Here is a 24,897-nt window from a genome sequence, read left to right as displayed (position 1 = left end):
GCTCTGATTTCTGTCATTCAAAGATACTCTAGGTTAGGGCCACAATGCAACCGTGCCGAATGCGACTGAAGTACCAATGATTGCCCCGGCTAGGACATCAGAAGGATAATGCAGCCCTAAGTAAATTCGGGAAAAACCGACGATGCAAGCGACAGGAAGCAACAAAAGGGTCACTTCAGGAAACGTAAACATAAAAGGCATCGTTACAGAAAAGATTGCCGTTGTATGACCTGATGGAAATGAATGATCGGATAATGGATTGCGAAACGTATTCGTTTCCGGCATGGCTAGATAGGGTCTGATTCTAGGATACAGCTTCTTCGCCGCAGCAACTGGAATATGACTTATAGCCAGTGCGGTGAATGCCATGTAACCGGCTTGTCCCCATGGTTCAGGTGCCATAAAGCCGATTAACAAGGAAGCTGTGATCGTAAAGGTGGCTCCACCAAGATGAGTTAGATAATACAGCCAGAAGTTGAGAAAACGGTTATGGAGACGCCCGTTAATCCATATGAAAATTTTTTGCTCCATCGCCTGAAGTCGTACGAAAAGACGGTCCATTATAAGTCCCCCTGCTTGATGTACTGTCCACATAGGAGTCAGCAGGCTGGTAATTTACCGACTTGCCCCGTGTAAACCTAAGTTTATCATATTTTTTAATCATGTCCTTATCAAGAATAACCCATGTGTATTATACAAAAAAACGAGAGTTTTGACTTTGAGGTTCAAAAAAATATAAAATGATTCAAGCTGCTTGAGATGGTTTAAAAAAAATTGAGTTTTAAAAACTCAAACTTTTTTGTTCTTTGATCCGTTTAAGATATAGAAGTTTGTCCTCTTTATGGAATTCGAAGGTGTGTGCTTCCCTGAAGAAGATAAGAAATAAAGAGAGCATCCAAATAAAAATCGTGAAAATGGATGAAAATAAGAACAAACCGCTGTGAAAGAAAGACTTACCGTGGTTTCTGTCATGAATTCAGTCCAAAAGAACGTTTTCTTCGCTCGAAGACGACTTTTGGCGATTTTGACAAAATTAAAGAAAGCATACAAAATCGAGTAGGCAGTAAAGAATAAGTGGCAAAGATAGAAACGAAACAAAAAAAGGGTCATGAATTTTAAAAAGAAATGTGTGTTAAAAAAAAGAGATGCTCACATTTAAAGAGGGGGTAGCAGAGAACAAATGTTTAATGCGATATTTGTAACGTTTCAAGTAATCTTGGCGTTCCTGGCTGTGTATCAGTTCGGTTTTTCTCTGTTCGGCTTGATTAAGAAGAAGAAGAAACAACAGTTTCCGCCGAACAAGTCTTTTGCTGTATTGGTTGCTGCTCACAATGAGGCAGAAGTCATTGGAGCTTTGCTGGAAAATTTAAAGAAATTGGATTATCCCAAAGAACTGTACGATGTATTCGTCATTTGTGATAATTGTACAGATAATACGGCCGAGATCGTTCGTGCACACGGTATGAATGCATGTGTAAGAACAAATGCGGATCAGCGCGGTAAAGGTTATGCGATTGAATGGATGCTTAAAGAGCTCTGGAGCATGCCGAAGCAATATGATGCAGTTGTTATGTTTGACGCCGATAATCTAGCCGCGAAGAACTTCCTTCAGGAGATGAACAATGACCTGAACAGAGGAGCTAAAGTCATTCAAGGCTATATCGATACGAAGAATCCAGAGGATTCCTGGATCACAGCGGCTTACGGTATTTCCTACTGGTACATTAACCGCTTGTGGCAGCTGTCCCGTCATAATCTCAATATGGCTAACTTCCTTGGCGGCACAGGGATGTGCTTTGAGAGCAAGCTGCTTAAAGACATGGGCTGGGGAGCTACGTCTCTGGTTGAGGACCTGGAGTTTACAATGCGTGCTGTAGACCGTGATGTATATCCGGTGTTCAACTATGATGCGAAGGTATTTGATGAGAAGCCGTTATCTTTTAAAGCGTCGGCGAGACAACGTCTTCGCTGGATGCAGGGGCACTTCACCGTAGCCAGAAGATACTTCTTCCCATTGATCTGGAAAAGTATCAAGCAAGGCAGCTTGGTGAAATTTGACCTTGCCGTATATAGTGCTAACGTTTATGTGGTATTGCTGACCTTTATCATGACAGCAATCAGCTTCGTGGATATTATCTTGTTCAATGGACCGAACATCACTAATATTTACGGATATCTGCCGATATGGGTTGGATTCCTGGCGATTGCGGCGAACGTGGTTACGTTCCTGTTGTCTCTCGCTTTGGAGAAGGTCCGCTTCAAGAAAGTGTACACTTCACTTATCTTGTTCCCGATTTATCTGTTATCCTGGTATCCAATTACGCTGTATGCCTTCTTTACGCAGAACAATAAGCAATGGAGCCACACGAAGCATACCCGTGTCGTTCGATTGGAAGAGGTTCAGAGTAAACAAGGATAAACAATGAATTGGCTGTTGACAAAACAGTTATGAACATGTAATATTGTTTAGGTGATTGTTTTTGAAATATGGATTCAAAAGTAGAAGGTCCGACTTCTCACCTGATCGGCATTAAGCTGACTGGTAACGATCCAATGATTTGTGAATGAATTTCATGAAGAATTGTTGATTGTTCAGGGATGTCGGTAGCGTACCGGCATCCCTTTATTTTTTATCTGTATAGGGATTATCGATAACGATCTGGAGGTGGACAGTTATTAGTAAAGAACACATGATTAATGATGAAATTCGGTCGAAGGAAGTTCGTTTGGTCGGAGCTGAAGGAGAACAGATCGGCATTAAGCCTATTCGCGAAGCGTTGCAGATGGCTGCAGATCTTAATCTTGACCTGGTTAATGTGGCGCCGCAGGCGAAACCGCCGGTGTGTCGTATCATGGATTACGGTAAGTTCCGTTACGAACAGCAAAAGAAAGAAAAAGAAGCACGTAAGAATCAAAAGGTTGTGGACATCAAGGAAGTATGGTTCCGTTCCAACATTGAGGAACATGATTACCAAACCAAGCTTCGCAATGTTGTCAAGTTCCTGAAGGAAGGCGACAAAGTGAAGTGCTCCGTCCGCTTCCGCGGACGTGAAATCGCCCATGCGGATATCGGTCAAAAGATTTTGGAACGTGTGAAAGTGGAAGTTGCTGAACTCAGCAGCATCGAACGTCAACCTAAACTTGAAGGCCGTAGCATGATTATGATTTTGGCTCCTAAAGCCTGAGTCAGATAAACTTGGAGGAGGAAATACACAATGCCTAAAATGAAAACTCACAGCAGCCTGAAGGGTCGTTTCAAAGTTACTGGTACTGGTAAAGTGAAACGTTACAAAGCATACAGAAACCATTTGCTTTCCCACAAATCGAAACGCACTAAGCGTGTTCTTGCAGGCAGCCCAGTTATGGCACCTGGTGACGTTAAGCGTCTGAAACAAGGTTTGGCTAACCTGAAATAGTCCACTGATTACTAACATATATTTTCTGGGAGGTCTTTGATATGGCAAGAGTAAAGGGCGGATTCGTTGTTCGTCGTCGTCATAAAAAAGTATTGAAACTTGCTAAAGGTTATTTCGGTTCTAAACACCGTATCTTCAAAACAGCTAACGAACAAGTTATGAAATCCATGGTATATGCATACCGTGATCGTCGTACAACAAAACGTAACTTCCGCAAATTGTGGATCGTTCGTATTAACGCAGCAGCTCGCATGAACGGATTGTCTTACAACAAATTCATGCACGGTCTGAAACTCGCTGGAGTTGACATGAACCGTAAAATGCTTGCTGATCTTGCAGTCAACGATATTAATGCATTTAACTCTTTGGCTGTTGTAGCTAAAGAAAAAATTAATGCTTAATTTCTTTAAGTGATGAGAGCCGCCGCATAGGCGGCTTTTTTATGGGAAATAAATAAAATGAAGAGCTTGCTGGGTCTCTAGCCTTAAAAAAGACTGATGCAAGTCGAATTACATATTACAAAAAATGCAAATGAAAAAGCAAAATAAGTTGCTTTATGTTAAGTAAATGTCAGTATATATTACATATAATCAACCTGAATATGTGAAGTATAAATGATAAAGCGCTTACAATTATGAACATTTTTAAAAAAACTCGAAAATAAGTCATGAAACTGCTGGATTTTAACATGGGTTGATTGTATAATCACCTCTAGTAGGACAGTCCTATTGAAATTGTACTTATAGATATGGATTGCTGGGCTAGCGTATAATCCGGGAATCTGAAGAACAAAGTATGATATCAGATAGGGAATATTTTAAGGGGGAACAATTCCAAGATGAAGAAAGTACTAAGTTTGTCTTTAAGCATGATTCTTGCAGCTTCCGTTGCTCTAGCTGGATGCGGCAATGACAATGACAGCAGCTCGCAAGGCAGCGGTGAAGGAGGCGGCAGCACAGCTGAATCCACTGCAAAAATCGGAATGGTTACTGACGTCGGCGGAGTTAACGATAAATCCTTTAACCAATCTGCTTGGGAAGCGCTCGAAGCAGTCGAAGCAGAAACAGGCGCACAGGTTAAGTATCTTCAAAGTAAGTCCGATGCTGATTACAACACAAACTTGAACACTTTTGTTAAGGACCAGTACTCTTTGACTTGGGGAATTGGATTCCAGCTGGCTGAAGCAATCAAGACAGTCGCTGAACAGAACCCTGAAGCCAAGCTTGCGATCATCGATAGTGAAGTAGATGCTCCAAACGTTAAGTCTGTAATGTTCGCCGAAGACCAAGGTTCCTTCCTTGTCGGTGTTATTGCAGGTAAAATGACGAAGACAAACAAGGTTGGTTTTGTTGGCGGAATGGAAAGCCCGCTGATTAAGAAGTTCGAAATTGGATTTAGAGAAGGCGTGAAGGCCGTAAATCCGGATGCTCAGTTCGTTCCTAACTATACGGGTGCATTTGACAAGCCTGACCTGGGTAAAACTGCTGCTGCAACGATGTACAATGAAGGTGTAGATATTATCTTCCATGCATCAGGCGCAACAGGAACAGGTGTATTTAACGAAGCGAAGTCCCGTAAAGATTCCGGACAAGATGTATGGGTTATCGGTGTAGACAAAGACCAATCACTTGAGTTCGGTGATGAGATTACTCTGACTTCTATGATCAAGAAAGTAGACGAAGCGGTTAAGAAAGTATCTCTGGATGTGGTTAACGGAACTTTTGAACCAGGATTAGAAGTATTGGATCTGGCTGCTAACGGTGTTGGCGTAGCTGAGACTTCTACAGCAAACGTACCAGCGGATGTACTTGAGCTGGTTGACGAATACAAAGAAAAAATCATTAGCGGTGAAATCACAATTCCTGCTGAGTAATGACTGCAATGGATTGTTTAGTGTGAGAATAATACTGAATTTTACATGTTATGATGTAAAACAAGGCTGGTTTATATAACTAGCCTTGTTCTTACGTCTAGGGTTAATACCATCAAATCAAATTTATAAGGGTGATCTCATGGGTGCAGCAACTCCTGTCGTTGAGTTGAAGCAAATTACTAAACGCTTCCCGGGCATTGTCGCTAATGACTCTATAAGCTTGCAGCTGCATAAGGGAGAGATTCATGCACTGCTAGGCGAGAACGGCGCCGGAAAATCGACGCTGATGAATATTGTATTTGGTCTATATCAGCCTGATGAAGGCGGAATTGAAGTTAGTGGACAGCCTGTAATTATTGACAGTCCGAATAAAGCCATCGAGCTAGGTATTGGAATGGTGCATCAGCATTTTAAATTGGTACAGCCATTTACAGTAGCAGAGAATATTATATTGGGTTCAGAGCCTAAGAAAATGCTGGGCCTCAATATTAACTATAAAAAGGCAGTGGCAGAAGTAAAACGGTTATCTGAGCTATATGGACTTAAGGTCGACCCTAATGCAAAAATTGAAGAGATCTCTGTAGGAATGCAGCAGCGTGTCGAAATATTGAAAACCCTTTACAGAGGCGCAGAAATCTTGATTTTTGATGAACCGACAGCGGTATTGACTCCTCAAGAAATTTCAGAATTGATGGTGATCATGAAGAAGCTGGTCGCTGAAGGCAAATCCATCATTCTTATTACTCATAAACTGAAAGAAATCATGGAAATATCCGATACGGTAACGATCATTCGCCGAGGAAAAGTAATTGATACGGTGAAAACGTCAGAGACGACTCCTAACGAGCTCGCTGAGAAGATGGTTGGGCGCAACGTTACTTTTAAAGTGGACAAGAAGCCGGCTGAACCTAAGGAAACCGTACTCGATATCCATGAATTAACCGCGAAAAATAAAGAAGGCATGGCCGTACTGGACAAGCTGAATCTGCAAGTACGTGCAGGTGAAATTGTCGGAATCGCTGGAGTAGACGGGAATGGTCAGAGTGAGCTGATTGAAGCGATTACCGGTTTGCGTAAGGTAAATTCAGGCAAAATCACATTGAATAACAACGATATTACGAATGAGCCGCCTCGTAAAGTTTCGGAAGCGGGAGTCGGGCATATTCCAGAGGACCGTCATAAGCATGGTCTTGTGCTGGACTTCTCTGTGAGCGAGAACATGGTGCTTGAATCTTATTACAAGGAGCCGTATTCGAAGAAAGGGTTCTTGAATTTCAAGGCGATACAGGAGCACACAAAGAAGCTGGTTCAGGCTTTTGATGTAAGAACGCCAAGCATTGATACGTTATCACGTGCCTTATCCGGAGGTAACCAGCAGAAGGCGATCATCGCCAGAGAGGTGAACAAAAATCCGGATCTGCTTATTGCTGCCCAGCCTACACGCGGTCTAGATGTAGGGGCTATTGAATTCGTTCAGAAGCAATTGATCGCTCAACGTGACCAAGGTAAAGCTGTACTGTTGATTTCCTTCGAACTCGATGAAATTATGAATGTCTCGGACCGGATCGCGGTTATTTATGAGGGACATATTGTAGGTGAAGTGCTTCCAGAAGAGACCAATGATCAAGAGCTGGGTCTGATGATGGCAGGTAGCACCGTGAAGAGAGGTGCATCTAGTGAGTAGCGTATTAAAATGGTTCACTAAAGATTCTATTATATATCCAGTCGTTGCTATTATTATGGGTCTTCTATTGGGTGCAGTCGTTATGCTCATTGGCGGTTATAATCCGATAACGGCATACGGAGCACTAGTCGAGAAAGTATTTGGAAATACGTATAACATTGGGGAAACATTGCGTGAAATGACTCCGCTCATTATGACGGGTCTGGCATTTGCTTTTGCTTCCCGTGCAGGACTATTTAATATCGGTGCTGAAGGACAGTTTATCGTAGGGATGACAGCTTCGGCATTTGTCGGAATTAAACTTACGGGATTACCTATGATTATCCATGCACCGCTCGCATTAATTGCAGGGGCTCTGGCCGGCGGTCTGTGGGCTGCTATCGCTGGTTATCTCAAGGCAGCACGCGGGGTTAATGAAGTAATTACCAGCATTATGATGAACTGGGTTGCTCTCTATTTGGGCAATCTCGTCGTAAGACAATTCATGCTTATGCCGGGTGAGAATCGTTCCGAAGAGATTCAACCATCTGCTTCTATTGCGATTGGATGGTTGTCTGAGCTTATGAGTAACTCGCGTGTTCACTGGGGGACGCTGATTGCGATTCTCGCAGCGGTAGTGTTCTATGTATTCATGTGGAAAACAAAGCAAGGCTTCGAGCTTCGCGCAGTAGGCCATAACCATCATGCCGCTGAATATGCAGGGATGAAGGTGAATCGCAACATTGTCAAAGCCATGTTTATCAGTGGTATTTTGGCAGGCCTTGGCGGTGCCTTTCAAATTCTCGGTGTGTTCGGCTATCAAACGATTCTTCAAGGATCACCGGGTACTGGATTTGATGGTATTGCGGTAGCACTAATTGGTATGAATCATCCGTTTGGTGTAATCCTAGGAGCCTTCCTATTTGGAGGATTGACATACGGTTCTGCCGGAATGAGCTTCGCAGCAGATGTTCCACCGGAATTGATTCGTATCGTAATTGGCTCCATTATATTCTTCATTGCTGCACAAGGTATCGTGCGCTGGGTGCTTAAGCCCTTCTATGCGAAGCGCAAGAAAGAGAAGGTGTTGTAATTATGGATTTCATAACGCTCTCCGGACAGCTGATTAATACGACACTTGTCTTTGCAACAGCTCTTGTATTTGCTGCACTTGGTGGGATATTCTCAGAGCGTTCCGGTGTAACGAATCTGGGGATTGAAGGATTTATGATCTTTGGTGCTTTTGCTGCAGGCGTATCTGCTCATTATGCTCAAGAAGCGGGGATGACAGGTGGGCAAGCGGCTTGGGTTGGTCTGGTTACAGCGGGTGTATTAGGCTTGGTTGTTTCCTTGATTCACGCTGTAGCCTCTATCACTTTCAAAGCAGACCAGATCATAAGTGGTATCGTCATTAACTTCTTGGCTGCAGGAAGCACCTTGTATATGGTTAAGCTTCTGTTTGACGGGTCAGGGGAAACTCCGCTTATTGATGGATTCAAAAAATGGAATCCAGAATTATTTGGAGTAAAGCTAGCTGAAATTCCGTTCTTTGGTAATGTGTTTATTCATCATTATCCATCTACATTCCTAGCTGTGCTGTTTGTAATATTGACCTTCTTGTTCCTATACAAAACGCCATTCGGACTGCGTCTCCGTTCTGTCGGGGAGCATCCAAGTGCTGCGGATACGATGGGGATTAATGTAACGAAATACAGATATCTGGCTGTTATGGTCAGTGGTGCGCTCGCGGGTATCGGCGGTGCTGTTCTTACGCTGACGACGACAAATGTGTTCGCACACAACACAATTTCCGGACAAGGTTATATTGCGATTGCTGCCATGATCTTCGGTAAATGGAATCCGATCGGGGCGTTCGGTGCAGCTCTCTTCTTCGGGTTGTCCCAAGCAGTCCGCAACTATATTCAAATGTTTGAATGGGCTCAGGCTATTCCCCAGGAAATTATTTTCATGCTGCCGTATCTGCTCACAGTCATCGTACTCGTAGCAGCCGTCGGGCGTTCAGCAGCACCTGCTGCACTGGGACAGCCATATGATCCAGGCAAACGATAAATAAGATTCATCCACATTAGGTGATGCTTGCTCAAGATGCAGGCATCACCTTTTTTTGTACATGCAGGACATTAAAACATACATTTATGCCGACATACGAATAAGATGATTCTGAATCCTACGTGAAGAAGGAGGGAAAAGAATGAATAATTCTGTTCGTCTGAATGATGCGAAAAATTTGATTGGGCAGCATATTGTCGCCGTTCGCAAAGATGGAACAAAAGTGAGCGGAAAGCTGGTTAATGTAGCCGGGAATAAAATTATGCTTCAGCCTACTGAGGGAAAAGATGCAGGTACACGGGCACTCATCCCGCTTGTCCTATTTGATCTATTGGCAATCGGAACCTTGCCATTCGCTGGCGGATTCGGCGGAGGCTTCGGAGGCGGATTCGGCCCTGGAGGATATCCTGGCGGTTATGGATACGGAGGCAAAGGACCTGGAGGCGGATATGGAGGTTTCCCTGGTTATGGACCTGGACCTGGATATGGACCGGGGCCAGGTTACGGACCAGGGCAAGGTTATGGAGGATATGGCTTCAAAAATAAATTTTTCTATTAAATATTTTTATAACAATGATAATATTATGTGTTCATCTTTTTAATATTCTAGCCATTGCTCAATACTTTTTCCAATTCGAAGCATCGTCCGATATCAACATATCGAAGCATCTTATATCCCATCTTTTGGTAAAAATTTAGTCCCTTTTTGTTTCCTTCATCCACCATAACCTTCGACTTCCTACAGCCACGTGAAACCGCAAATTGTTCCGCTTTGATCAGTAATTCTTTGCCATGCTGTTTGCGCTGTTCCTTTGGAGAAACGGCCATCATGTCAATGTATAGTAAAGAACCATGCATCATAAAATGTACAAAACCACAAATGTTGGATTCATAATTAGCAGAGGATACCAAAGTAATCCCTCGGGCTAAGCGGCTTGGAATATCCTGAATGATCAGGTTGATCTCTTGCTTGCTCAAATGTGAAATAGGCACAAGCTGGCTATGAATCAATTCCATGATAGCTGGATCATCTTGCTTAGGTCTGCGATTGCGAATCATGGATAACCCTCCTTTTTTGGGGCATACGGTATGGATGGGGCATTATATGCCTAAGGAGCTTGGTCATGTTCGGCTTTTCGGACAAAAAACAGTTGATACAGCAAGGTTTGTATAAGGATTGACTAAATATTGAAAAATAAAGTGTTGACTATTTCTACAAATGAATCTTATAATGTTCCTAACATTTAACCGCTATAGTTTATCGGCAATGATGAGGACGAAGTTTTAAGGGCACTTATGTGCAGAGAGTGGACAGTTTTAGCTGAAAGTACCACCATAATCCCTTAAGTACGAGCTCACCTCGGAGCTGTTTTCCTGAAAAGCAAGGATCTTGCCTATTAGGGAAAATCGTAAGTCTACGTTACAGACGACAGGTATGAAGAATGGTTAGGTCTTGTTGACCACATTTCTTACTACTTGCTAAGGTCAGGTTCCGTGAGGAATTTGACAAACCTGGGTGGTACCACGGAAGCAGCAACCTTTCGTCCCTCGCGAGGCATATTTTATGTCCGCAGGGATGGAAGGTTTTTTTGTTGTAAAAGCAAGATGAATCAAGGATCATCACACACAGATAATCCTTACTTTAGTTCTTTCTAACATGTCAGATTAATGTAATCCTTAAGAAGGGGGAGATCTTCATGAATGCGCATAATCCTGAAATGCGATCAACTGATCAACTACGTGAGAAATGGATGAAACCGGAAGTCATTACAGGCTCGGATATTCTGCTTCGAAGCTTGCTGTTAGAAGGTGTTGAATGCGTCTTTGGCTACCCGGGGGGCGCCGTCCTATACATCTACGATGCAATGTATGGATTTGAAGATTTCAAGCATTTGCTTACAAGGCATGAGCAAGGCGCCATTCACGCAGCCGATGGATATGCTCGGGCAAGCGGCAAAGTAGGCGTATGTATCGCTACTTCTGGTCCAGGTGCAACTAACCTGGTAACGGGCATTGCAACTGCCTACATGGATTCAGTACCACTTGTTGTCATTACGGGGAATGTTGTTTCGAGCTTGATTGGTACGGATGCTTTCCAAGAAGCAGATATTACAGGGATTACGATGCCGATCACCAAGCACAGCTATCTGGTTCGCTCAGTAGAGGATTTGCCGAGAGTGATTCATGAGGCGTTTCATATTGCGAACACGGGACGCAAAGGTCCGGTATTGATCGATATTCCTAAGGATGTATCCGCTAATAAGACGCTGTTCATTCCGCAGACAGAACCTGTTAATATGCGAGGCTACAATCCAACAGTTACGCCTAACAAGCTGCAGCTTGATAAGCTGCATCAAGCGATTAAGCAAGCAGAAAGGCCGGTAATTCTGGCCGGCGGCGGAATCGTATACGCTGGAGCGCATGAAGCACTGTTCGAATTTGTGAAGAAAACAGAGATTCCGATAACGACCACATTACTTGGTCTAGGTGGATTCCCAAGCGGTCATGAGCTCTGGATGGGAATGCCGGGAATGCACGGTACGTATACCGCGAATCAAGCTATTCAGCAATCTGATTTGTTGATCAACTTTGGTGCAAGATTTGATGATCGGGTAACAGGTAAGCTGGACGGTTTTGCTCCGAGAGCGAAGATCGTGCATATTGATATTGATCCTGCAGAGATTGGCAAAAACGTACCGACAGACATTCCGATTGTAGGGGATGTGAAGACCGTACTTGAATTGCTCAATCATGAAGCTGAACGTGCAGATCAGGCAGATGAGTGGCGGAACCAGATTCGGGCGTGGAAAGGCGATCGATTGTACAACTACAAGGATTCAGATGAAGTACTCAAACCGCAATGGGTTATTGAGATGCTGAATGACACGACGGAAGGCAACGCCATTGTAACTACGGACGTAGGTCAGCATCAGATGTGGGCAGCTCAGTATTACAAGTTTAATCAACCTCGCTCATGGGTTACTTCCGGGGGACTTGGAACGATGGGCTTCGGCTTCCCTTCAGCGATCGGTGCTCAGATGGCACATCCGGATCGCCTCGTTATCTCTATTAACGGAGACGGTGGAATGCAGATGTGTTCTCAAGAGCTTGCCATCTGTGCAATTAACAACATTCCGGTTAAGATTGTGGTTATCAACAACCAGGTGCTTGGGATGGTAAGACAATGGCAAGAGCTGATCTATGATAATCGATATAGTCACATTGATCTAGCGGGTAGTCCTGACTTTGTCAAACTGGCAGAGGCATACGGTGTCAAAGGTCTTCGTGCCACGAATAAGGAAGAAGCGCAGAAGATTTGGTCAGAAGCGCTCGAAACAGACGGTCCGGTTCTTGTTGAGTTTGTTGTTAACAAGGAAGAAAATGTATATCCGATGGTAATGCAGGGATCGACCATTGATCAAATGCTGATGGGGGATGCATAAATCATGAATAGACATACGATTGCCGTACTGGTAAATGATCAGCCAGGAGTACTTCAACGGGTATCAGGTCTGTTCGGTCGCCGCGGCTTTAACATTGAAAGTATCACGGTTGGTCAGTCTGAGGAAGCCGGATTATCCCGAATGGTTATTGTGACACTTGGCGATGAACATCTTCTTGAGCAGATTGAGAAGCAGCTGTACAAATTAATTGACGTTATCAAGGTCGTTAATTTGAGCTCCAATCCAATGGTTGCGCGCGAGCTCGCACTGATCAAGATCAAAGCAGAGCCGTCGGTTCGTCCGGAAATTATGGGTCTCGTCGAAACTTTCCGTGCTTCGGTTGTCGATATCGGCAACTCTAGCCTGATGATTCAGGTTGTAGGAGATACAGATAAGATTGACGCGATGATCGAGCTCATTAAGCCATATGGTATCAGGGAATTATCCAGAACAGGTGTAACGGCAATGATCCGAGGAAACGTATAAATATACTTTTCGTATTCATTAGCCAGCCTGTCTTAACATCACATTTTAGTCATTTACCGCGACAGGAATTTGCAGTCTTGAAGAATGAGCGGGGGTTTGAGGGGACCAGAGGCTTAGATTAACGAACGGTTCTGCAGTCCCTTGAAACACCCGCTCATTCATGCAGGGTTTTCTTTACAATACAAAGGAGGGCTTTAACAATGGCAGTTACAACTTATTATGAACAGGATGCAGATCTTAGTGTATTGAAAGGTAAAACCATCGCCGTTATCGGTTATGGAAGTCAAGGACATGCTCAGGCACAAAACTTGCGTGACAGTGGTCTAAACGTAGTTATCGGATTGCGTGAAGGTAAATCATTTGAGACAGCGAAAAATGACGGCTTCGAAGTATTGCCGGTTGCAGAAGCAACTCGCCGTGCTGATGTTGTGCAAATCCTGATGCCAGATGAAACACAAGCTTCCGTTTACAAAAATGAAATTGAGCCTAACCTGAAAAAAGGTGCAACTCTGATGTTCTCCCACGGCTTCAATGTTCATTTTGGACAAATCGTTGCTCCTAAAGATAGTGATGTTATGCTGGTAGCTCCTAAATCCCCTGGTCATATGGTTCGCCGTACATATGTAGAAGGCTTCGGCGTGCCTGGACTGATCGCGATTGAGCAGGATGCTACGGGTCAAGCCAAAGAAATTGGTCTGGCTTATGCAAAAGGGATCGGTTGTACACGTGCTGGTGTTATTGAAACTTCCTTCCGTGAAGAAACAGAAACAGATCTGTTTGGTGAACAAGCCGTACTGTGCGGTGGTGTAAGCGCACTTGTAAAAGCCGGTTTCGAAACATTGACAGAAGCTGGTTATGCTCCAGAAATGGCTTACTTTGAATGCTTGCATGAGCTGAAGCTGATCGTTGACTTGATGTATGAAGGCGGACTTGCCAGCATGCGTGATTCCATCAGTAATACAGCGGAATACGGTGACTACGTTACTGGACCACGCGTTGTAACTGAGGATACGAAGATCGCAATGAAAGCGGTCCTCAGCGATATTCAGCAAGGTAAATTCGCACGCGACTTCATCCTGGAGAATCAATCCGGACGTGCATTCCTGACAGCGACTCGCCGTAATGAAGCGAATCATCCAATCGAGGTTGTCGGCGCACAATTGCGTGAAATGATGCACTGGACTCATAAATAAGCATAGCTCTCTATTCTCTAAGAATCGTTATGCCAATAACAAAAGGCGGCCAAGCTGTAATAGCTTAGGCCGCTTTTTTGCTGCTGTATTTGAATGCTGTGATAGAGTTAAAAATTTATTACCACGCGTAAGCGTTCGGTGCCTGACCGCCTGGACCAGGGAATATTTCATCCAGTCGTTTGAGAACAGACTCGTTCAGCTGGATCTCCAGTGCATCCAGTGTGTTCTCGAATTGCTCGAGTGTGCGAGGACCAATAATTGGGGCGGTAACCGCAGGGTTCGCAAGGAGCCAAGCCAGAGCGACATTATCCTGTGGTTCTCCAAGCTCACGGCAGAGCGCGGCGAATTCTTCCAACTGAGTGCGATGCTGCTCCACACGCTCGGCAATTCCACCACTGCGAGTTCCTTCGATCTTCTTGAGTGCATTTCTTCCGAGCAGACCACCATCAAGGGGACTCCAAGGAATGATGCCAAGTCCAAGCTTATGTGCTGCAGGTAGCACTTCGAGCTCAGGAAGCCGGCAATTCAGGCTGTATTTATGCTGCTCTGATACAAGCCCCACAAAATTACGGTTCTTGGCTTCCATTTGAGCGAGTGCTATCTGCCACCCAGCAAAATTGCTTGAGCCGACATAGCCGATTTTTCCCTGATGAATTCCAACCTCAAAAGCTCCCCATAATTCTTCCCAGGAGACATTAGGATCGACGTGGTGCATTTGATAGAGCTCAATATGATCGGTTTGAAGACGTTGAAGTGAGCCTTCAAGATGACGACGGATTTTGTAGGCTGACAAGCCTGCTTCATCATTGGGTCCATCGTTGCTGTCATGCATGGATCCGTATACTTTGGTGGCAAGTACGACTTTTTCTCTGCGTCCGCCGCCTTGCTTAAACCATTTACCGATGATCGTTTCTGTCAGTCCTGCATTTTCACCCCATCCATAGATGTTTGCTGTGTCAAAAAAATTGAGGCCTGCATCAACGGCAGCATCCATAATGCGAAATGCTTCCTTCTCATCTGTTGCTGGTCCAAAGTTCATCGTACCCAGACACAGACGGCTTACCTTGAGTCCTGATCTTCCTAAATACGTATACTGCACCCACTATCATCCTCTCATTCAGGGAAATTGAACCATCATCACAAGTCTATTGTAATCGGATTCATCCATCTCTTTCAACTTCATTCCCGTAGATAGTAAGGATCGGTAGAGTTAAAAGTGGTCTTATAGCCTATACCTATAGACTCGATAGCTTCTATATCTTGGTCAAATCTACCGTGATTATGTTACAAAGATATATAGCAGATATTATTTAGAATGGAGCGTGCAGTCATGTCAGAAGTCAAAAAAATCGCCGTCATTGCAGGAGATGGCATTGGACCAGAGGTTGTTGCAGAAGCGGAGAGAGTGTTGAAACGAACCGAGGAAGTGTTCGGATACACTTTTGAAACGAAACACGCTTTGTTTGGCGGAATTGCGATTGATGAGACAGGAACCCCTTTGCCGAAAGAAACACTGGAGGTATGTCAAAGTGCGGATGCAGTACTGCTTGGAGCGGTTGGTGGTCCGAAATGGGATAACAATGCCAAGGAGCTTCGGCCAGAAACAGGATTGCTGGGGATTCGCAAAGCACTCGGATTATTCTCCAACCTGAGACCTGCGGTGGTGTTCGATTGTCTCAAAGATGCTTCTACACTAAAGCCGGAAGTGCTTGAGGGCACGGATCTAATGGTCGTTAGAGAGCTGACAGGCGGAATCTATTTTGGAGAGAAGTTCCGCAGAGAGGGAGAGCATGGAGAAGAAGCGGTAGATACCTGCGTATATAATGTAGCAGAAGTAGAGCGGATTGTTCGACAAGCTTTTGAAATTGCACAAAAACGCAGAAAGAAATTGGCTTCAGTTGATAAAGCTAATGTGCTTGAAACCTCCCGCTTATGGCGTGAAGTGGTCAACCGGGTCGCTCCCGAATACCCAGATGTTGAAGTTGAGCATGTACTCGTAGATAACTGTGCAATGCAGCTGCTGCGCCGTCCATCTAGCTTTGATGTCATTGTTACGGAAAATATGTTTGGTGACATTCTAAGTGACGAAGCGGCTATGCTTACAGGCTCGATCGGAATGCTGGCATCCGCGTCTATGGGTGAGGGAAGCTTTGGTCTATATGAACCCGTACACGGATCAGCTCCGGATATCGCTGGTCAGGGCTTAGCGAATCCGATTGCGACGATTTTGTCGGTTGCCTTGATGTTCCGTTTGACATTTGGTTACAGCGATGCAGCTGATGCGATTGAGAGAGCTGTAGCACAGGTGCTGGATGCAGGACATCGGACCAGTGATATTGCTGTAGATAAGAGCACTGCCATCAGCACCTCCGAGATGGGAGACCTGATTGTAGCGGCGATTGTCAAATAATAGTTTTTCATCAAAGCTTTACAAGATGAAGAGAAGTTAAATTTACAATGATAGATCAGGAGTACAGTAGGAGAGGTTAACGGCCACACTGTGCTCCTTTTCTTCTTAATTATAATAATTATCAACAAATAAGGTTTATAATATTGACTTTGAAACTTGGCGATGATAGGATTTTAAATGTGCTCTTTTTGAGAGTTTCATAAACTCTTCATTTATTTTAAGAGTTTCACATACTCTTCACAATCTAAAGAGAAAACGATTTTGGTTACATAGGAGAAGGAGGACTTTTATTATGGCAGAACGTTTGGTTGGAAAAACAGCTCCGGATTTCGTAATGGAGACCGTAACTGGTGATGGTCAAGATTTTGGTAAGGTTCAATTGTCTGACTATCGCGGTAAATGGCTGGTATTTTTCTTCTACCCGCTAGATTTCACATTTGTATGCCCAACTGAGATTACAGCACTTAGCGATGCTTATAATGATTTCAAAATTTTGGATACAGAAATTCTTGGTGTGAGTGTAGACTCGATCCATAGCCACAAAGCTTGGATCAACACTCCAAAAGACAGCGGCGGCTTGGGTCAAATCAACTTCCCGCTCGCTTCCGACATTACGAAGCAAGTTGCTCGTGACTACGGTGTATTGATCGAAGAAGAAGGCGTAGCACTGCGCGGTCTCTTCATCATTGATCCTGAAGGCGAGTTGAAATATCAAGTTGTTAACCACAACGATGTGGGTCGTTCTGTAGAAGAAACACTTCGTGTGCTTCAAGCTCTGCAATCCGGCGGATTGTGCGCAATGAACTGGAAGCCAGGCGACAACAACCTGTAAATCGTGAATCGGTTTTAAGTTAAGTGAGCCCTCAAAGCGGATATTTCCGCTGAGAGGGCTTTTTTCACCGTATAGACTTATATGGTCATGTTTATATAAGGATTATTACGATTTTCTTAACTATATAGCGTTTAAAGTGCGTTTTTTTCGTGTTATAACGAGTGAGGCCCTTTTTTTATGGAGATTCGATTAAGAAAGAGGAATTAGGATTGTCATAACGAATAGGGTAAAAGAATACGCTATTGAACATAATGTATACAATGCTTCCGGTTTTGTGTCTACAAGGAGGGTGAGCAAAATGAGTTTTTGTTGTGGAGCAAGTATGATCGGAACTAAGGGAACATTAAAGCATTACCGAACGCAAGTCCACAATGTTCCCCTGCTCTTTTGTCCGGTATGTAATCGGGTGGAGGTTCACTATAAGGTTGAGAATGAGTATGAAATATTGGCTGAGTATGCACATGGTGATGGTGCTTCAGAGATTGATTTTCAGGATTATGTTATGGAAGATGAAGATACGATTTATGAGAACTGCGTAAACCGGGAGAACGAAGATCCTCTAGAAATTATACAGCGTCAGATCGATACTTCATTGGATTTGCTATCTATTGCTAAGAGCATCGAAGATCATAAATGGGAAAGTGAGCTTAAACGAAGACTTGCTGTCATGAGCAAGAGACGATCCAAGATCAAGCCAAATCAGACAGGCCGATAACCGAAAATACCGATGCGTGAAGATGAAGCCTCCGTTATTAACGGGGGCTTTAGATTTAGGATGCATACCAATTATTTTCTACAGAAAAGGTTATATCTGCTTAATATCCAACAATTCGACAGTATCTTCGGTTGACTCAAATTGGTAAAATTGTCTATGATTAAATAGACATCCCCAAAAACTCTGCATGACGGTAGATCACGCTAAACATAGCCTAACAGCGAGTAAGCAAACGATCAGCACCCGAAGCTTAAACCTCATAGACCTCCATACTGCAGTGATTCATACTTCATTCCAGTTCTTATGTTAATGGTGCCTTATCTGAAGCGTAACGTAGTCGTATGACACGAAAGACCCCTGTGTCTGTATGGTCGACGCTGGTTTAGATCTATAGCGGGAAGCCTCGTCATCATCTATGTGACGATTAGTAGTCCGATCGGCAAGTTCCATTTACGTGTAAAGGGGGAGCCTGAGTATGATCAGTGAGTTTCAGAACACATTGATTTCTGCAAACGACGTATTTCCACTACAGCATCTAGATAACAGCAATTATGAGAATATTCTAGAACATTTGGATAGCGGAATCATGTTATTTGATAGGGATGGGGTTCTTACTTTCATTAATCTGCAGATGGCCAGATTGCTAGAGCTGCCGCGCCATCAACTGCTCGGCTGTGATGTAGTTCAGCTCGTACGCCATCCATTCATTAGCCGGTTCAAAAAGAAAAAGATAATGAGGATATTCAGGGAAACCATTTTCCATCGTAAGCGCTATCATGAGGTGCTCGACGAATATGGGAAGCATTGGCTCATCACGATGACTTACGGAGATCAGATGGACGGCAACTTTCTGCTGAGTGTAAAGGACGTATCGGATTTCAAGCAAATCGAGCAAACCGCGTATCAGAACGATAAGCTGGCCATGCTGGGACAAATCTCAGCCTCCATCGCTCATGAAATTCGCAATCCGCTTACCGCCATTCGAGGGTTTATCCAATTGCTAAGACCTCACCTTATTCAGTTAGGCAAGGATGAATATGCGAGAATTATACTTACAGAAATTGATCGAGCGAATGATATTATTTATGAATTCCTTAATTCATCCAAGCCTTCTGCCCCGCAAAAAACCGTGATCCCGGTTCAGTCTTTACTCAAAGAAGTGGTGCTGCTGACAGAAAGCGAAGGATTGATGAAAGGATGTCAAATAGAGATGGACAATGCTGATCATCCGCTGTATGTGTCCATCGACGTGAAACAAATAAAGCAGGTCATGCTGAATATGGTCAAGAATGCAATGGATGCCATTGAGAATGTAGGTGAAGACCATTCAGGGCTTATCCAGATTGAGACACAGCAGGATGGCCAAAATGTCGTAATCTCTATTAGAGACAACGGGCAGGGTATGGATCACAATACTTTAGTGAGACTGTTTGATCCTTTCTTTACGACCAAGGAAGCCGGCACTGGGCTTGGCTTGTCCGTAAGCTATCGAATTATTAAGAATCATGGAGGCACCATATCCGTTGACAGTAAATCTGGGGAAGGAACAGAATTCAAGATTTCTCTTCCCATCGTATAATCGTTGCGTTACTTCTTAGATCGGAAGCATACACTGCTTCTGATCTTTTTTTGTTCTCTGATCTTTTTTAATTTGTCATGGCGGGTATATTAAAGGAGTAGTATGAAAATATGGCGATATATAAATTTGATCCTATTTATTAGCTGGCTGAAGGATGGATATGATGATGAATACGAAGATTGAAGCGTTATGGAAATCAGACATTCCGATCGAGTCGATTGAAGCGCAAGCGGTCATTTGTTTGGTAAGCGAGGCAGAATGGATTACGGGACATTTTCCTGAAGTATGGAAGGAAGCGATTGCCTCTGTGAAGGAACGAGGCTTATTCCAAGGCTCTGAGAATCAATTGTTTACCATACCCGTCATGCAATCAGATGCAGCAATAACACTAATATTAGTCGGAACGGGACAACACCCTCTAACGCCTGAAGAGCTTCGCCTGACTGCAGTGCGGGCTGCAAAATCAGCAGTGAAGATGAGCGCAGATCAAGTCATATTTGCATTGCCGTCCTCCTTACTTACTTATTCGCAGTCTCAGGATATTGCCGTTGTGGCTCATGCTCTAACGGAGGGATTTATACTGGGCACCTATCGCCGCAAAACATACAAACGTAAACAACAGGCCTATACTGGCCCGGATCGGCTTATATTTCATCAGGATAAAGTGTATCAGGACGAACATGAGCAGCAGTGGCGAACCGGTATGGAGAGGGGAAGGGCTTTCGCAGAAGGAACGATACTAGCTAGAGACTTGACGAATCTGCCTGGCAATATGCTTGTTCCTCGTGATCTTGCCAATGCAGCCCTAAGGCTCGCCGAGCAGCATGGTCTTGAATTCGAAGTGCTGGATGAGCACGACATTGTTAAGAAGGGAATGGGCGGACTCTGGTCGGTAGGAGCCGGGAGTGTGAATCCTCCCCGGATGATTGTCCTGAAGTATCAGGGGAAGACCTCCTGGGAAGGAGAAATTATCGGTCTAGTCGGAAAAGGCATTACGTTTGACACTGGCGGAATATCACTAAAGCCTCGTGTTGGGATGGAGGACATGATAAGTGATATGGGCGGGGCGGCTGTGGTACTTGGTGCACTGCATACTCTATGTTTGATGCGGCCAGAGCAGAATGTGATTGTTGTCATTCCCTCCGCCGAAAATATGCCCTCAGGAGGTGCCTTCAAACCGGGAGATATTATCACTACACTCAGCGGCAGGACCGTTGAGATCTTAAACACCGATGCAGAAGGAAGGCTCGTGCTCGCTGATGGATTAACCTATGCGAAGGAGCTCGGAGCAACCAGGATTATTGATGTAGCTACGCTGACTGGGGCGGTTGTATCAGCGCTAGGTGACGTCGCTACAGGAGCGGTATCTAACGACGACCCTTTTATGAATGAATTCATACTAGCCTCCAAACGGACGGGTGAGAAGGTGTGGCCTCTGCCCGCCTATCCTGAGTTCGAAGAAATGCTGCGAAGCGAGGTAGCCGATCTGCGTAACAGTACAGGGAGATACGGAGCTTCTATCACTGCGGGTCTATTTATAGGTACTTTTGCTGAAGGGATGCCGTGGATCCATCTGGATATTGCGGGAACCGCTTATGTATCGAAAGAGAGAGGTGTCCATCCCAAAGGAGCAACCGGAGCGATGGTAAGAACCATTGCGGAATATATAATAAATCAATAAGTGAGGCGGGCCTTGTGATATACACAAGGTCTTTTTCATTTGGAAAAACATGCATGGAATATAGGGTTATGGTAAAATCACTGTATTAATATGAAAACGTTTACGAATATGGGGAGGTCAAGCATCGTTATGGAAATTCAAGAAATCGCACAAGTGGCAGCCGAGCTCAGAGCAAATATGGCAAAAGTCATTGTGGGCAAAGATGATACAGTGGATTTAATGCTGATCGCGATGATTGCCTCAGGTCATATACTGCTTGAGGATGTACCAGGTACCGGGAAGACTTTGCTGGCCAAAACGATGGCAGCCTCTTTAGATTGTACATTTAGACGAGTCCAGTTTACTCCTGATCTATTGCCCTCTGACCTGACGGGTATTCATTTTTATAATCAGAAGGAAGGAGAGTTTGAATTTCGGGAAGGTCCTCTATTCGCTAATTTAATTCTTGCTGATGAAATTAACCGGGCGACACCGAGAACACAATCCAGCTTGCTGGAATGCATGGAGGAGAGACAGATCAGTGTGGATGGGCACACACATGAGCTCAAAAAGCCTTTTATTGTCATCGCTACCCAAAATCCTGTAGATAATCAAGGGACATTTCCATTACCAGAGGCACAAATGGACCGCTTTATGCTCAAGATGAGCATGGGTTACCCTACTCAGGAGGAAAGTGTAGAAATTTTGCGGCGTACGATAAGCGGGAATTTCATAACAGGTGTATCTGCGGTTGTAGCCCAGCGTGACATCGTAGCTGCACAATCGGTGTATACAGCCGTTCGCGTCCAGGAAGATTTGATGCGCTATATTATAGCTATCGCTGACGCAACAAGACATCATCCGGATATTGCGCTGGGCGTAAGCCCGCGAGGAACACAAGCGCTGCTTAAGGCAGCACAGGCCCGGGCAGCCATACAAGGCAGAGAATATGTACTGCCTGATGATATAAAGGCTCTAGCGCTGCCTGTATTGTCACATCGGCTCGTATTCAAACATCGATCCAAGCAGCAGGAGGGGAAGGCTGAAGCGCTGTTAAGTGATATCATTTCACAAATTCCTGTGCCGAGCGACAGAACAAGTGTAGAAAGCAGTGTGCAATAAACGATGGAGCTTCTGTGGTTTCTTGTCGTTGGACTTCTGCTTGTTCTTGCTCAAGGTATCCTGCTTGGAGTACCTGCACTGAAGAGAATTTCGTATCAGCGCGAGTTTGCGAAGCAGCAGTGTTATGCCGGGGATGAGCTTGAGATGGTCGAGAAGATTTCGAATGAGAAAAGACTTCCCGTACCCTGGCTTCGCTTAGAGGCAATGATGCCGGCTTCTTTTATATTTCATACAGGCGCTGAACTTGGCATCAGCAGAGGAGATATTTATCAAAATCATCAAAGCTTGTTCTCGCTTAAGCCTTATACCCGAATTACGCGGAAGCATTTCTTTACTTGTCAGCATCGGGGTGTGTATCAATTGGAAACGGTGACCATGACAGGTGGTGACCTTCTGGGTGTCTATTCCCACGCGAAGAAGCAGCCTGTATCGGTTCAGATCACCGTATTCCCTGCACTCCTTGCTGATCACGAAATGCCGACGAGCTATAAGGTTTGGCAAGGCGAGCTTGAGGTATCCCGCTGGATCGTAGAGGATCCGTTTCTTATTCTTGGTGTCAGAGAATATGGAGCGAGTGATCCGATGAATCGAATTCATTGGACAGCAAGTGCGAGAACGGGACAACTGCAGGTATATAAACAAGGCTACAGTTCAGATCCGCAAACGCTCATTATATTCAATATTCAGGAATCCAGTGACATGTGGAGTGTCGTAACGAAGCCCGGTATGGCGGAGAGAGGTCTATCCTATGCCGCAACAGCGGTGAATGATGCAGTGAGCAAAGGACTAAAAACAGGATTTATGCATAATGCATACGCTTTAGGATCAAATTCACTCGTACGAATTGATGCTGACTATGGGGTTCTTCACGCAGAATATATAATGCACGCCATGGCTGAAGTACAACTGAAGTGTTTGATGCCGATGGATCAGGTGCTCATGGATGAGGCAGACAGGCAGCTTGATTCAGGGGAACGGCAGGATTACTTGTTAATTACGCCTTTTGTCTCGCCTGGAATGGAGGAACAGCTGCATCGACTTAGAAGCGGCGGGAATAAAGTCAGCATTGTATACCTTGATTCAGATCAGGAGTACAAGGAGGCAGGAAGATGAGTAAGGATCATGATCAAGCGGTACCTATACGAGTGTATATGCTGGGCTTGATGGAGCTCGTCTATGTTTATCCGTTAATTGTACTGCTCTCTGTTTTTGGACTGTCGATGAGCCCTGTTTATACTTTCATCTTGCTCGGGATAGGTCTCCTGGCAGCAATATGGCTCAGATCAGCAATTCATAACAGGCTTATGGCTGGAAGTGTATCATTTATAGCTGGAATGATCATCTCCGGAATCGGAACGCTTCTATTCCAAGCAAATCAAACTTTGATCCCTGTACTTCTGGCAGCAGTGGCAGGAGCGGGAGCGGCATTTCGCGGATTCTCTCTAGGTAATCGAAGATTAAGATTGGCTCCTGCGGATCGTCTGCAATATACGGGACTTATTTCACTGCTTGCATTAAGCGTGATTGCCACGAGAGTACCTATACTGGATGATCATACGATGAGTATTTATGCGGCCGGTATCATCGGATTTCTAGTCTACGTATGGACAAGACATTCACGCGAAATGAGGCGGGCCACCTTAGACATGGAAGGTAAGAGACCGCAAATAAAGAGTTTTTCCGAGCTGAACCGGACACGGATGCTCCTCTTCCTGGTCATTGTCATCATCTTGGGGTCATTTAATTATCTGTCGGAGTTGTTTAATTACCTGTGGAACGGATTTACGAGCTGGTTTCGTACATTGTTTGATGGAGAGCCTTCGGAAGAAATACCCGAGACGATCCCCCAGCTTCCTTCGGAAGGACTTCTATTCCCTCCCGCTGAAGCGGAACCTTCAAGTGAACCATCCCCCGTATGGGATTGGGTACTGAACGCGTTGGTCATGCTCGCAGTGCTCGCCTTCTTATTATTAATTGGTTATGGTCTGTGGAGGCTGCTCAAGAAGGTAAGCGCATATCTTCAATCCAGAAGCACACCCCAAGACGAGGCTCCAATCCCAGAAAGAATTGCTTATATCGATATAACGGAGACGATTGAGAACAGACCGAAGAAAGATTTTTTTCGCAAGTTCCGTAAGCAGCGAGTCCCGGTCGAACCAGAGCAGAGAATTCGTTATTATTATAAATCTGTTATAGAGCAGGCGGGTAAGGAAGCAGGACCCCCGCCTTCATCACTCACGCCTAATGAGTTAGGGAAATGGCTGACAGAACATAAAGAAATCCATCATAGGCATTTTCCGTATAGAGAAGAACTGTTACACCAGTTGATAGCTTTATATAACAAAGTCAGATATGGAGAGCAGCAGATATCTCCCGAAGAGATTCAACCGCTTGATCAGGCACATAAGTAAGCTAGAGTGTCAGATTAGGCCAAG

At 44.5% G+C, this 24,897-nt stretch carries 23 protein-coding genes and 1 other annotated feature; of the genes, 20 read left to right on the top strand and 3 right to left on the bottom strand.

Annotated features, from left to right (window positions below):
* Window positions 1–33: 33 nt before the first annotated feature.
* Entirely contained in the window at window positions 34–561 is a 528-nt protein-coding gene (locus TCA2_RS03035; protein ID WP_047910042.1) for a phosphatase PAP2 family protein, read from the bottom strand.
* 619 nt (window positions 562–1,180) lie between these two features.
* Here TCA2_RS03035 and TCA2_RS03030 point away from each other — a divergent pair.
* The 9 genes from TCA2_RS03030 (at window position 1,181) to TCA2_RS02990 (ending at window position 9,581) form a co-directional block, all read left to right on the top strand.
* Window positions 1,181–2,419 carry a glycosyltransferase family 2 protein gene (locus tag TCA2_RS03030; RefSeq protein WP_047910041.1) on the top strand — a complete coding sequence of 413 codons (1,239 nt, stop codon included), beginning with the start codon at window positions 1,181–1,183 and terminating at the stop codon, window positions 2,417–2,419.
* 72 nt (window positions 2,420–2,491) lie between these two features.
* Window positions 2,492–2,634 (top strand) — a sequence feature (ribosomal protein L20 leader region).
* 56 nt (window positions 2,635–2,690) lie between these two features.
* The gene (gene infC, locus TCA2_RS03025) at window positions 2,691–3,185 is read left to right on the top strand and encodes a translation initiation factor IF-3 (RefSeq protein WP_047910040.1); all 495 of its coding nucleotides are present in this window, start codon (window positions 2,691–2,693) and stop codon (window positions 3,183–3,185) included.
* A gap of 30 nt (window positions 3,186–3,215) precedes the next feature.
* The gene (gene rpmI / locus TCA2_RS03020; protein WP_047910039.1) at window positions 3,216–3,416 is read left to right on the top strand and encodes a 50S ribosomal protein L35; all 201 of its coding nucleotides are present in this window, start codon (window positions 3,216–3,218) and stop codon (window positions 3,414–3,416) included.
* 41 nt (window positions 3,417–3,457) lie between these two features.
* Window positions 3,458–3,817: a 50S ribosomal protein L20 gene (gene rplT, locus TCA2_RS03015; protein ID WP_047910038.1), complete on the top strand. Its 360-nt coding sequence runs from the start codon at window positions 3,458–3,460 to the stop codon at window positions 3,815–3,817.
* A 437-nt stretch (window positions 3,818–4,254) separates the two neighbouring features.
* Window positions 4,255–5,289 (top strand): BMP family protein, encoded by a 1,035-nt coding sequence (locus tag TCA2_RS03010; protein ID WP_047910037.1) that lies wholly within the window; start codon window positions 4,255–4,257, stop codon window positions 5,287–5,289.
* A 139-nt stretch (window positions 5,290–5,428) separates the two neighbouring features.
* Window positions 5,429–6,973, top strand: coding sequence for an ABC transporter ATP-binding protein (locus tag TCA2_RS03005; RefSeq protein ID WP_047910036.1), 1,545 nt, complete (start codon window positions 5,429–5,431; stop codon window positions 6,971–6,973).
* The gene (locus TCA2_RS03000) at window positions 6,966–8,045 is read left to right on the top strand and encodes an ABC transporter permease (protein ID WP_047910035.1); all 1,080 of its coding nucleotides are present in this window, start codon (window positions 6,966–6,968) and stop codon (window positions 8,043–8,045) included. The genes TCA2_RS03005 and TCA2_RS03000 overlap by 8 nt, the downstream gene beginning before the upstream one ends.
* Window positions 8,046–8,047: 2 nt before the next feature.
* A complete protein-coding gene (locus tag TCA2_RS02995) occupies window positions 8,048–9,022 on the top strand; it encodes an ABC transporter permease (RefSeq protein WP_047910034.1) in 975 nt (324 codons plus the stop codon).
* Window positions 9,023–9,164: 142 nt separating this feature from the next.
* Window positions 9,165–9,581 (top strand): hypothetical protein, encoded by a 417-nt coding sequence (locus TCA2_RS02990; protein ID WP_047910033.1) that lies wholly within the window; start codon window positions 9,165–9,167, stop codon window positions 9,579–9,581.
* A 47-nt stretch (window positions 9,582–9,628) separates the two neighbouring features.
* Here TCA2_RS02990 and TCA2_RS02985 read toward each other — a convergent pair whose 3' ends face one another.
* Window positions 9,629–10,081, bottom strand: coding sequence for a GNAT family N-acetyltransferase (locus TCA2_RS02985; protein ID WP_047910032.1), 453 nt, complete (start codon window positions 10,079–10,081; stop codon window positions 9,629–9,631).
* A 638-nt stretch (window positions 10,082–10,719) separates the two neighbouring features.
* On the opposite strand from TCA2_RS02985, the gene ilvB reads away from it, so the two are divergent.
* The 3 genes from ilvB (at window position 10,720) to ilvC (ending at window position 14,144) form a co-directional block, all read left to right on the top strand.
* Window positions 10,720–12,465, top strand: a complete 1,746-nt coding sequence (gene ilvB / locus TCA2_RS02980) for a biosynthetic-type acetolactate synthase large subunit (protein ID WP_047910031.1) — start codon at window positions 10,720–10,722, stop codon at window positions 12,463–12,465.
* A gap of 3 nt (window positions 12,466–12,468) precedes the next feature.
* Entirely contained in the window at window positions 12,469–12,951 is a 483-nt protein-coding gene (gene ilvN / locus TCA2_RS02975; protein WP_047910030.1) for an acetolactate synthase small subunit, read from the top strand.
* Window positions 12,952–13,151: 200 nt separating this feature from the next.
* Window positions 13,152–14,144, top strand: coding sequence for a ketol-acid reductoisomerase (gene ilvC, locus TCA2_RS02970; RefSeq protein WP_047910029.1), 993 nt, complete (start codon window positions 13,152–13,154; stop codon window positions 14,142–14,144).
* Window positions 14,145–14,262: 118 nt separating this feature from the next.
* Here ilvC and TCA2_RS02965 read toward each other — a convergent pair whose 3' ends face one another.
* The gene (locus TCA2_RS02965) at window positions 14,263–15,243 is read right to left on the bottom strand and encodes an aldo/keto reductase (RefSeq protein WP_047910028.1); all 981 of its coding nucleotides are present in this window, start codon (window positions 15,241–15,243) and stop codon (window positions 14,263–14,265) included.
* Window positions 15,244–15,474: 231 nt separating this feature from the next.
* Between TCA2_RS02965 and leuB the strand changes: the two genes are divergently transcribed.
* From leuB to TCA2_RS02925, 8 genes are all read left to right on the top strand, one after another.
* A complete protein-coding gene (leuB, locus tag TCA2_RS02960) occupies window positions 15,475–16,554 on the top strand; it encodes a 3-isopropylmalate dehydrogenase (RefSeq protein ID WP_047910244.1) in 1,080 nt (359 codons plus the stop codon).
* A gap of 292 nt (window positions 16,555–16,846) precedes the next feature.
* Window positions 16,847–17,386 (top strand): peroxiredoxin, encoded by a 540-nt coding sequence (locus TCA2_RS02955; protein ID WP_047910027.1) that lies wholly within the window; start codon window positions 16,847–16,849, stop codon window positions 17,384–17,386.
* Between the two features lie 298 nt (window positions 17,387–17,684).
* The gene (locus TCA2_RS02950) at window positions 17,685–18,101 is read left to right on the top strand and encodes a hypothetical protein (protein ID WP_047910026.1); all 417 of its coding nucleotides are present in this window, start codon (window positions 17,685–17,687) and stop codon (window positions 18,099–18,101) included.
* A gap of 475 nt (window positions 18,102–18,576) precedes the next feature.
* The gene (locus tag TCA2_RS02945; protein ID WP_047910025.1) at window positions 18,577–19,680 is read left to right on the top strand and encodes an ATP-binding protein; all 1,104 of its coding nucleotides are present in this window, start codon (window positions 18,577–18,579) and stop codon (window positions 19,678–19,680) included.
* Between the two features lie 154 nt (window positions 19,681–19,834).
* Entirely contained in the window at window positions 19,835–21,361 is a 1,527-nt protein-coding gene (locus tag TCA2_RS02940; protein ID WP_238546265.1) for a leucyl aminopeptidase, read from the top strand.
* A 129-nt stretch (window positions 21,362–21,490) separates the two neighbouring features.
* On the top strand, window positions 21,491–22,462 hold the full coding sequence (locus TCA2_RS02935; RefSeq protein ID WP_047910023.1) for a MoxR family ATPase: 972 nt from the start codon (window positions 21,491–21,493) through the stop codon (window positions 22,460–22,462).
* A gap of 3 nt (window positions 22,463–22,465) precedes the next feature.
* On the top strand, window positions 22,466–23,575 hold the full coding sequence (locus tag TCA2_RS02930; RefSeq protein ID WP_047910022.1) for a DUF58 domain-containing protein: 1,110 nt from the start codon (window positions 22,466–22,468) through the stop codon (window positions 23,573–23,575).
* Window positions 23,572–24,873 carry a DUF4129 domain-containing protein gene (locus TCA2_RS02925; protein ID WP_047910021.1) on the top strand — a complete coding sequence of 434 codons (1,302 nt, stop codon included), beginning with the start codon at window positions 23,572–23,574 and terminating at the stop codon, window positions 24,871–24,873. Before TCA2_RS02930 ends, TCA2_RS02925 begins: the two co-directional genes overlap by 4 nt.
* The last annotated feature ends 24 nt before the right edge of the window (window positions 24,874–24,897 follow it).

It is taken from the genome of Paenibacillus sp. TCA20, from assembly GCF_000732325.1.
Taxonomy (GTDB): domain Bacteria; phylum Bacillota; class Bacilli; order Paenibacillales; family Paenibacillaceae; genus Paenibacillus; species Paenibacillus urinalis.
The sequence above is the reverse complement of the archived record's forward strand: the minus strand, read 5'-3'. Positions and strand labels throughout refer to the sequence as shown.